The following is an 8,106-nucleotide window of genomic DNA, read 5'->3' on the forward strand; positions in this document are numbered from 1 at the left end:
CGGCGTCAGCACGTTGGCGCCGGCGAGGCCGTCGTGCTGCGGCGCGATCACCACGTCCCAATGGCGCGTGTCGATGCGCGGATCGAGGATCTGCACGCAGAACGTGCGGCCGCCGGAGAGCGTGCGCAGCAGGCGCGTGCACAGCGCCGCCGCGCGGCCGCAGCCGATCGCCAGCTGCGGCCACGGCGGCGCGAACGCCGCCCGCTCGGCCGGCGCCAGCGCCAGCCGGCCGCCCAGCGCCAGGCGCGGCGCCAGCCAGGCCCACGGCGCGCGCGGCGCGAGGCGCAGCACGCGCGCCTCGATGCGCAGCGCCTCCGCCAGCGCCAGCGCCTGGCGCTCGTTGCCGGCCGCGCCGTCGGTGATCACCCAGCCGTGGTCCACGTCGCCTCCGCCGCCCGTGCCGCAAACGCGGCATTTTCGCATCCGGGTAGAGTCGCGGTTCGGTGCACACTGCGTTTCCCGCGGCGGCGCAATCGGCGCGCGCCGCGCGGCATACACTGCCACATCCGGGCGCATCCTCGCCGTCCCCCAAGGAGAACCACCGATGATCCGCCGCATCCTGCTCGCCGCGCTGCTCGCGACCGCCGCCGCCGCCGCGTCCGCCGCGACCACGCGCTACACGCTCGATCCCAACCACACCCAGGTGCTGTTCACCTACACGCACTTCGGCTACTCGCACCAGACCGGCCAGTTCGACGGCGTCACCGGCACGCTGGACTACGACGCCGCCGATCCCGCGCGTTCCAGCGTGCGCGTGACCATCCCGATGGACCAGGTCAACACCCACGTGCCGGCGCTGGACAAGCACCTCGAGTCGCCCGACTTCTTCGATGCCGCCAAGTATCCGACCGCCACCTTCGTCAGCACCAAGGTCGAGCGCGGCGCCGACGCGGACACGCTCAAGGTCACCGGCGATCTCGCCCTGCACGGCGTGACCCGGCCGGTGGTGCTGGACGTCCGCCTGAACAAGGACGGCGAGCATCCGCTGTGGAAGGCGCCGGCGCTAGGCTTCGACGCCACCGCCACGCTGTCGCGCTCCGACTTCGGCGTGAAGCTGTACGTGCCCGCGGTCAGCGACGCGGTGCAGCTGCGCATCACCACCGAGGCGATCGAGAGCCGGGCCTACGAGGCGAAGACGCAGGCCAAGGCCTCGAAGTAAGCTGGCGGCGTGTCGCAGACCGCGGCGCGCCTCCGGGTTCACCGATGCCGACGCTACGCCCGGCCGCCGCGCGCGGCCACACCCGCACCGACTGGCTGGACAGCCGCCACAGCTTCTCCTTCGGGCGCTATTACGAGCCCGCGCAGACGGGCTTCCGCGCGCTGCGCGTGCTGAACGAGGACGTGGTCGCGCCAGGCAGCGGCTTCCCGCCGCACCACCACGCCAACATGGAGATCCTCACCTGGGTGCTGGAAGGCGCGCTGGCGCACCGCGATTCCGCCGGTGGCAGCGGCGTGATCCGTGCCGGCGAGCTGCAACGGATGAGCGCGGGTCACGGCATCGAGCACAGCGAGTACAACGCCGCGGACGATCGGCCGGTGCGCTTCCTGCAGATCTGGATCCAGCCGAACCGCGTCAACCTGGCGCCTTCGTACGCGCAGCGCGCGTTCGCCGCGCAGGCGCTGCGCGACCGCCTCTGCCTGCTGGCCGCGCCGGCCGGCGCCGGGGGCGACGCGCTGGCGCTGCATGCCGACGCGCACGTCTACGCGGCCCGCCTCGGCGCCGGCGCCGCGGTACGGCATCGGCCCGCGCCCGGCCGCGGCGTCTGGGTGCAGGTGGCGCGTGGCGAGGTGACGCTGGACGGCACGCGACTGACGCAGGGCGACGGCGCCGCGCTGGACGCCGCCGATGCCCTGACCCTGACCGGCGGCGGCGCGGACGGCGGCGAGGTGCTGCTGTTCGAGCTGGCCTGATCCGGACGCGGTTGGGACGCCTGCGGCGGCTTGTTAGAATCGCGGCGTTCAGCCACGGATCCCGCCCATGTCGCCTGCCCAAACCCGCGCGGCGCCGCAGACGCCCGCCAACGCCGCCCAGCGCTACGACGTCACGCGCGCCGACTTGCCGTTGTCCTGCCCGATGCCGGGCATGGCGCTGTGGAATTCGCACCCGCGCGTCTACCTGCCGATCGCCGACGAAGGCGGCGAGGCCACCTGCCCGTACTGCGGCGCGCACTACGTGCTGCGCGACTGAAGCGGCACTTTTCTTGCATGCCATTGGGGCAGTCCTTACTGCTCCACCCGATCCTCGAATCCCTCCGCACGGGTGCCGTGTCGATGCAGCGACGCCTCACCGTCGTCCAGCTGGTGCCGGCGCTCAACGCCGGGGGCGCCGAACGCACGACGCTCGAAGTGGCGCGCGCCCTGGTCGCGGCGGGCCACCGCTCGATCGTGATCTCGACCGGCGGCCGGCTGCTGGCGCAGCTCGAGGCGGAGGGCAGCGAACACGTCCCGCTCGACCTCGGCCGCAAGTCGCCGGCGACGCTGCGCCATCTCGGCCCGCTGCGGCGCCTGCTGGCGGAGATCCGGCCCGACATCGTGCACGCGCGCTCGCGCCTGCCGGCGTGGATGGCCTGGCTGGCGCTGCACGGCATGAAGCCGCGTCCGCATTTCGTCACCACCGTGCACGGACTGAACTCGCCCGGCCTGTACAGCAGCATCATGGCGCGCGGCGAGCGCGTGATCGTGGTCTCGCAGACCGTGCGCGACTACGTGCTGCGCCACTACCGCGTCGATCCGGCGCGGCTGACCGTGATCCCGCGCGGCGTCGATCCCGCCGACTTTCCCTACGGCTATCGCGCCGACGAGGAATGGCAGCAGCGCTTCTTCGCCGAGTTTCCGCAGCTCCAGGGCGCGCCGCTGCTGACCCTGCCGGGGCGCGGCACGCGGCTCAAGGGCCACCACGACGCGATCGAGCTGGTCGCCGGGCTGAAGGCGCGCGGCGTCGACGTGCGCCTGCTGCTGCTCGGCGTGATCGAACCCGGCCGCGAGGCCTATCTCGAGGAGCTGCGCCAGCTCGCCGCCGCGCGCGGCGTGGCCGGGCAGGTCGCCTATAGCGCGCCGCGCGCCGACGTGCGCGACGTCTACGCGGTGTCGGCGCTGGTGCTGCAGCTCTCCAACAAGCCGGAATCGTTCGGCCGCACCGTGGTCGAGGCGATCGCCATGTGCCGGCCGGTGCTGGGCTACGCCCACGGCGGCGTCGGCGAACTGCTGGCCGAGCTGTATCCCGCCGGGCGCGTGCCGCCGGGCGACATCGAGCGCCTGGCCGAACGCGCCGCCGAGCTGCTGCGCGTCGCGCCGTCGATCCCGCCGTTGACGCGCTACCGGCTGGAAGACATGCAGCAGGCCACGCTGGCGCTGTACGCGGAGCTGGCGGCGAAAGGCTAGAGGCGAGCGGGAAGCGGCGAAAGGCGCGTCGGGGACGCGAAGACGCTGCTCCCTTGCTCCTGCTCCTCCGCACGCCTTTTCTCGCGCCTGCCGCGCTCCCGTACAATCGCCCCCTCACCTCCGGGTCAGCCCGATGCCGCTCGCCTCGCGCCTCCGCGCCGCACTGCGCTCGCCGCTCACGCCGCTGTGGGCGGTATTGGCGCTGCTGCCGTTCGGGCGCAGCGCCGAGGCGGCGGTGCTGGTGTGCATGCTCGGCACCGTGCTGCTGTTCGTGCGTCATCCGCGCGCGCTGGGCGAGCACGCCGGCGCGCGCCTGCTGCTGTGGCTGTGGGGCGCCTACGTGGCGGCGGCGCTGCTGTCGACGCTGGACGCGGTGGCGCCGGCGAAGAGCTGGACCAGCACGGCCGGCTATCTGCGTTTCGCGCCGTTCGGCCTGTACGCCTGCTACGCGATGCGCTACGAGGCGCGGCTGCGCGCGCTCTGTTTCGCCGTCGCCGCGCTGCTGGCGTTCTGGATGCTGGACGCCTGGCTGCAGGCGCTGACCGGCTGGAGCCTCGGCGGCCGTGCCGAGGCGCAGCGCATCTCCGGCATCTTCGGCGCCGGCAACCTCAAGCTGGGGCCGACGCTGGCGGTGCTCTCGCCGTTCGCGCTGTGGGCGGCGCGCGAGCGCTGGGGCCGGACCGGCCTCGTCGCCGCTTTCCTGCTGCTGCTGGGGCCGGTGCTGCTGTCCGGCTCGCGCGCGAGCTGGCTGAGCTACGCGTTGGTCGCGCTGGCGTTCGCCTGGCGCGAGACGCGCGCGCCGCTGCGTTTCGCCGCCTGGTGCGGCGCGACGCTGGCGGTCGGCGCGCTCGCCGCCGGCCTCGCCTGGCGCACCTCGCCGCGCTTCGAGGCGCGCATCGAGCGCACGCTGCTGGCGCTCAAGGGCGACGAGGCTGCGGTGGACGCGGCGCTGGCCGGACGCCTGGACATCTGGCGCGCCAGCCTGCGCATGATCGCCGCGCATCCGCTGAACGGCGTCGGCGTGCGCGGCTTCCGCTACGCCTATCCGCAGTACGCGCCGGCCGGCGACCACTTCCTCACCGCCGAGGCCTGCGGCGCCGGCGAGGGCGCCTGCCACGCGCACCAGCTGCTGCTGGAAGTGCTGACCGAAACCGGCGGCGTCGGCCTGCTGTTGTGGCTCGCGGCCGCGGCGGCGGCGCTCGCGGCGTGGCGACGCGCGTCGCCGGCGGCGCGCGAACGCGCCTGGCCGGCGAGCGTCGCGCTGGCGGTGGCGGTGTTTCCGTTCAACACGCACCTCGCCTTCTACTCGGCGTGGTGGGGGCTGCTGTTCTGGTGGCTGGTCGCGGTCTGGTGCGCGGCGCTGTACGTGTTCCCCGGCGCCGCGCTGGCCGCGTCCGCGCGCGGAGGGCGCGCATGAGCGGCGCCCGTGAACCGCTGTCGGTGGTGGTGATCACCTACAACAACGCCGACACGCTTGAGCGCTGCCTCGCCGCCGTGGACTGGGCGGAGGAGATCGTGGTGCTGGACTCGGGCTCCAGCGACGCCACCGTCGAGATCGCCCGCCGCCACGGCGCGCGCGTCGCCGTGCATCCGTTCGACGACTACGGCCCGCAGAAGCAGCGCGCGATCGGCATGGCCACGCACGACTGGGTGCTGAACCTCGACGCCGACGAAGTGCTTTCGCCCGGCACGCGCGCCGTGATCGAACGCGCGCTGACCGCGCCGCGCGCCGCCGGCTACCGGCTGCCGCGGCGCGAGCGCATGTTCTGGACCGTGCAGCACCGCTGCAGCTGGCGCAACGCGCACCTGCGCCTGTTCGACCGCCGCCGCGGGCGCATGAACGACGTGCCGGTGCACGCCGCCGTGGAAGTGGACGGGCCGGTGCGCACGCTGTGGCGCGCGGACTTCGTCAACGACGGCGACGGCGACATCGCCACGCGCGTCGACAAGATCAACCGCTACTCCAGCGGCATGGTCGCGCACAAGCTGGCGCGGCGGCAGCGCTTCACCGGCCTGCGCATGGTGTTCTATCCGCCGCTGTTCTTCCTGCGCCAGTTCCTGCTGAAGCGCTACTTCCTCAACGGCTGGGCCGGCTTCGTCGCCAGCGCGATCGGCGCGTTCTACGTGTTCCTGAAGTACGCGAAGCTGCACGAGGCGCGCAGGCTCGGCAGACGGTAGCGCGCCTGCCCGGGTCTGCAGGGCAGGCGCCTGCGTGCTGGCGGACGCGGGCATCATGGGATCCGAGAACACGCCGGCTTGCGGCTTGCGCCGGGGGGATGACGTCAGGGAGTTACGCTCTTCCCGTCTCCCGTCTCCCGTCTCCCGTCTCCCGTCTCCCGTCTCCCGTCTCCCGTCAATCGTATGCCGGCGGCGCCCCCGGCGGCCGCGTCTTGAAGCGCTTGTGGATCCACAGGTATTCGGCCGGCGCCTCGCGCACCATGCGCTCGATCGCGGCGTTGACGCGCGCGGTGTCGGCGACGACGTCGGCGCCGGGGAAGCCTTGCAGCGGCGCCTCCAGGCGCAGCGCGTAGCCGCCCTCCGGCAGGCGCCGGTGGAAGAACGGCATCACCGCCGCGCCGGACAGGCGCGCCAGGTGGTGCGTGGCGGTGATCGTCGCCGCGGGAATGCCGAAGAACGGCGCGAACACGTGGTCCTTGCCGCGCATGTCCTGGTCGGGCGCGTACCAGACGGTGCCGCCGGCCTTGAGGTATTTCACCGTGGCGCGCAGCTCGTCCTTGGTGAACATCGCGTCGGCGTAGCGCAGGCGCGCGCGCAGCACCGCCCATTCGAACGCCGCCTCGTCCATCACCCGGTACATGCCGGCGATCGGGATGCGCCGCGAGATCAGCCGCGCGCACAGTTCGAGGTGCGAGAAGTGGCCGCCGACCAGCAGCACGCCGCGGCCGGCGGCGCGCGCGGCGGCGAGGTGCTCGAGGCCGTCGATGCGCACCGGGATCCTGGCGATCGCGCGGTCCGAGGCCATCCAGCCCAGCGCGAACTCCGCCAGCATCGGGCCGATCTCGCGCAGGCTGTCGCGCACCAGCGCCGCGCGCGCGGCTGCATCGAGTTCGGGAAAGCACAGCGCGATGTTGCGCGCGGCCACGGTGCGGCGTGCGCCCAGCAGCGCCGGCAGCGCGCGTCCCAGCCCGCGCCCCAGCGCCATCAGCGCGCGGTAGGGCAGCCGCGCCGCCAGCCAGATCGCGCCGAGGGCGATCCAGGCGGGCCAGTGGGCGGGGGCGAGCAGGTGGGGCGGAAAGGGCGGCGCGGCGCGGGACGTCATGCGCCGCGGATTGTAGCAATGCGCGGCGCCGCGCCGGGGCGCCGCCGCGCGGGGACGGGTCGCTATACTCCGCCAGCGCTGAAAACCAAGGCCCGCCGTTGCGCCTCCTGTACACCCTGCTGATGTATCTCGCCATGCCGGTGATCGTCTACCGGCTGGTCGCGCGCGGCTTCCGCTACCACGGCTACTTCGCGCGCTGGCGCGAGCGTTTCGGCTTCCTGCCCGGACCGCCGCTGGCGGGCAGCATCTGGGTGCACGCGGTCTCGGTCGGCGAAGTCAACGCCGCGGTGCCGTTGATCGAGGCGTTGCTGAAGTACCACGCCGACGCGCGCATGGTGGTCACCACCGTCACGCCGACCGGCTCCGAGCGCGTGCAGAAGCTGTTCGGCGACCGCGTCTACCACGTCTACCTGCCGTACGACCTGCCGCGCGCGGTGCGGCGCTTCCTCGACCACGTGCGCCCGCGTCTCGCGGTGATCATGGAAACCGAGATCTGGCCGAACCTGTACCACGCCAGCGCCGCGCGCGGCCTGCCGCTGGTGATCGCCAACGCGCGCCTGTCGGCGCGCTCGCTGCGCCGCTACGCGCCGGTCCGCGGCTTGGTGCGCGACGCGCTGGCCTGCGTCAGCCAGATCGCCGCGCAGTCGCATGCCGACGCCGCGCGCTTCCGCGCGCTCGGCGCGCCGGACGAGTGCATCACCGTGGTCGGCAACCTCAAGTTCGACATGACGGTGCCGGCGGTCGCGCCGCGCGAGGGCGCCGAGCTGCGCGCGGCCTGGGGCGCCTCGCGGCCGGTGTGGATCGCCGCCAGCACGCACGAGGCCGAGGAGACCGCCGTGCTGGAGGCGCATCTCGAGGTGCTGCGGCGCCTGCCCGACGCGCTGCTGCTGCTGGCGCCGCGCCATCCGGAACGCTTCCGCGCCGTCGACGCCGCCGCGCGCAATCTCGGCTTTCGCGTCGCCACGCACAGCGCCGACCACGTGCCCGCCGCCGACACGCAGTGCTTCGTGATCGACGCGATGGGCGTGCTGCTGCGCCACTATGCCGCCGCCGACGTGGCCTTCGTCGCCGGCAGCCTGGTGCCGATCGGCGGCCACAACGTGCTCGAGGCGGCGGCGCTGGGCCGGCCGGTGGTGGTGGGTCCGTACACCTTCAATTTCGAGGAGATCACCGCCAGCCTGATCGAGGCCGGCGGCGCGCTGCGCACGCCGGACGCCGCGCGGCTCGGCGCCACCGTGCTGGAGTTGCTGCGCGATCCGTCGCGTGCGGCGGCCATGGGCGCGGCGGCGCGCGCCGTGTTCGAGCGCGAGCGCGGCGCGGTTTCGCGCACCATGGCGCTGATCCAGCGCCTGCTGACCGGCGCGGCGCCGTCGACGGCGGCAAAGAAAAAGGCGGGCTAGGTGTGATCTCTCAGTAGGTTGTTCACCCGGGGCGAACCCGGGATT

The 8,106-nt window shown here is 73.5% G+C and carries 9 protein-coding genes; 7 read left to right on the plus strand and 2 right to left on the minus strand.

All coding sequences use genetic code 11. The features are described from left to right. Positions 1 to 381: ELM1/GtrOC1 family putative glycosyltransferase (locus MBSD_RS13860; RefSeq protein WP_425478119.1), on the minus strand; the 381-nt coding region annotated here is incomplete at its 3' end. Between the two features lie 163 nt (positions 382 to 544). Between MBSD_RS13860 and MBSD_RS13865 the strand changes: the two genes are divergently transcribed. The 6 genes from MBSD_RS13865 (at position 545) to MBSD_RS13890 (ending at position 5,559) form a co-directional block, all read left to right on the plus strand. After that, positions 545 to 1,159, plus strand: coding sequence for a YceI family protein (locus MBSD_RS13865; RefSeq protein ID WP_062537888.1), 615 nt, complete (start codon positions 545 to 547; stop codon positions 1,157 to 1,159). 44 nt (positions 1,160 to 1,203) lie between these two features. Then, a complete protein-coding gene (locus MBSD_RS13870) occupies positions 1,204 to 1,911 on the plus strand; it encodes a pirin family protein (RefSeq protein ID WP_062537889.1) in 708 nt (235 codons plus the stop codon). 67 nt (positions 1,912 to 1,978) lie between these two features. Next, positions 1,979 to 2,188 carry a zinc-finger domain-containing protein gene (locus MBSD_RS13875; RefSeq protein WP_062537890.1) on the plus strand — a complete coding sequence of 70 codons (210 nt, stop codon included), beginning with the start codon at positions 1,979 to 1,981 and terminating at the stop codon, positions 2,186 to 2,188. An 83-nt stretch (positions 2,189 to 2,271) separates the two neighbouring features. After that, the gene (locus tag MBSD_RS13880; RefSeq protein ID WP_062537891.1) at positions 2,272 to 3,381 is read left to right on the plus strand and encodes a glycosyltransferase; all 1,110 of its coding nucleotides are present in this window, start codon (positions 2,272 to 2,274) and stop codon (positions 3,379 to 3,381) included. A 133-nt stretch (positions 3,382 to 3,514) separates the two neighbouring features. After that, entirely contained in the window at positions 3,515 to 4,798 is a 1,284-nt protein-coding gene (locus MBSD_RS13885; RefSeq protein WP_062537892.1) for an O-antigen ligase family protein, read from the plus strand. Then, positions 4,795 to 5,559, plus strand: a complete 765-nt coding sequence (locus MBSD_RS13890; protein WP_062537893.1) for a glycosyltransferase family 2 protein — start codon at positions 4,795 to 4,797, stop codon at positions 5,557 to 5,559. The genes MBSD_RS13885 and MBSD_RS13890 overlap by 4 nt, the downstream gene beginning before the upstream one ends. 175 nt (positions 5,560 to 5,734) lie before the next feature. Here MBSD_RS13890 and lpxL read toward each other — a convergent pair whose 3' ends face one another. Then, positions 5,735 to 6,661, minus strand: coding sequence for an LpxL/LpxP family Kdo(2)-lipid IV(A) lauroyl/palmitoleoyl acyltransferase (gene lpxL / locus MBSD_RS13895; RefSeq protein ID WP_062537894.1), 927 nt, complete (start codon positions 6,659 to 6,661; stop codon positions 5,735 to 5,737). Positions 6,662 to 6,759: 98 nt separating this feature from the next. Between lpxL and waaA the strand changes: the two genes are divergently transcribed. Next, positions 6,760 to 8,061, plus strand: coding sequence for a lipid IV(A) 3-deoxy-D-manno-octulosonic acid transferase (waaA, locus tag MBSD_RS13900; protein ID WP_062537895.1), 1,302 nt, complete (start codon positions 6,760 to 6,762; stop codon positions 8,059 to 8,061). Positions 8,062 to 8,106 lie beyond the last annotated feature (45 nt).

It is taken from the genome of Mizugakiibacter sediminis, from assembly GCF_000953855.2.
Lineage (GTDB): Bacteria > Pseudomonadota > Gammaproteobacteria > Xanthomonadales > Rhodanobacteraceae > Mizugakiibacter > Mizugakiibacter sediminis.

What these genes read in the sequence shown, in the direction of transcription:
- MBSD_RS13865 (WP_062537888.1), top strand. Translation starts at nt 545, where the DNA reads ATGATCCGCCGCATCCTGCTCGCCGCGCTGCTCGCGACCGCCGCCGCC.
- MBSD_RS13870 (WP_062537889.1), top strand. Translation starts at nt 1,204, where the DNA reads ATGCCGACGCTACGCCCGGCCGCCGCGCGCGGCCACACCCGCACCGAC.
- MBSD_RS13875 (WP_062537890.1), top strand. Translation starts at nt 1,979, where the DNA reads ATGTCGCCTGCCCAAACCCGCGCGGCGCCGCAGACGCCCGCCAACGCC.
- MBSD_RS13880 (WP_062537891.1), top strand. Translation starts at nt 2,272, where the DNA reads ATGCAGCGACGCCTCACCGTCGTCCAGCTGGTGCCGGCGCTCAACGCC.
- MBSD_RS13885 (WP_062537892.1), top strand. Translation starts at nt 3,515, where the DNA reads ATGCCGCTCGCCTCGCGCCTCCGCGCCGCACTGCGCTCGCCGCTCACG.
- MBSD_RS13890 (WP_062537893.1), top strand. Translation starts at nt 4,795, where the DNA reads ATGAGCGGCGCCCGTGAACCGCTGTCGGTGGTGGTGATCACCTACAAC.
- lpxL (WP_062537894.1), bottom strand. Translation starts at nt 6,661, where the DNA reads ATGACGTCCCGCGCCGCGCCGCCCTTTCCGCCCCACCTGCTCGCCCCC.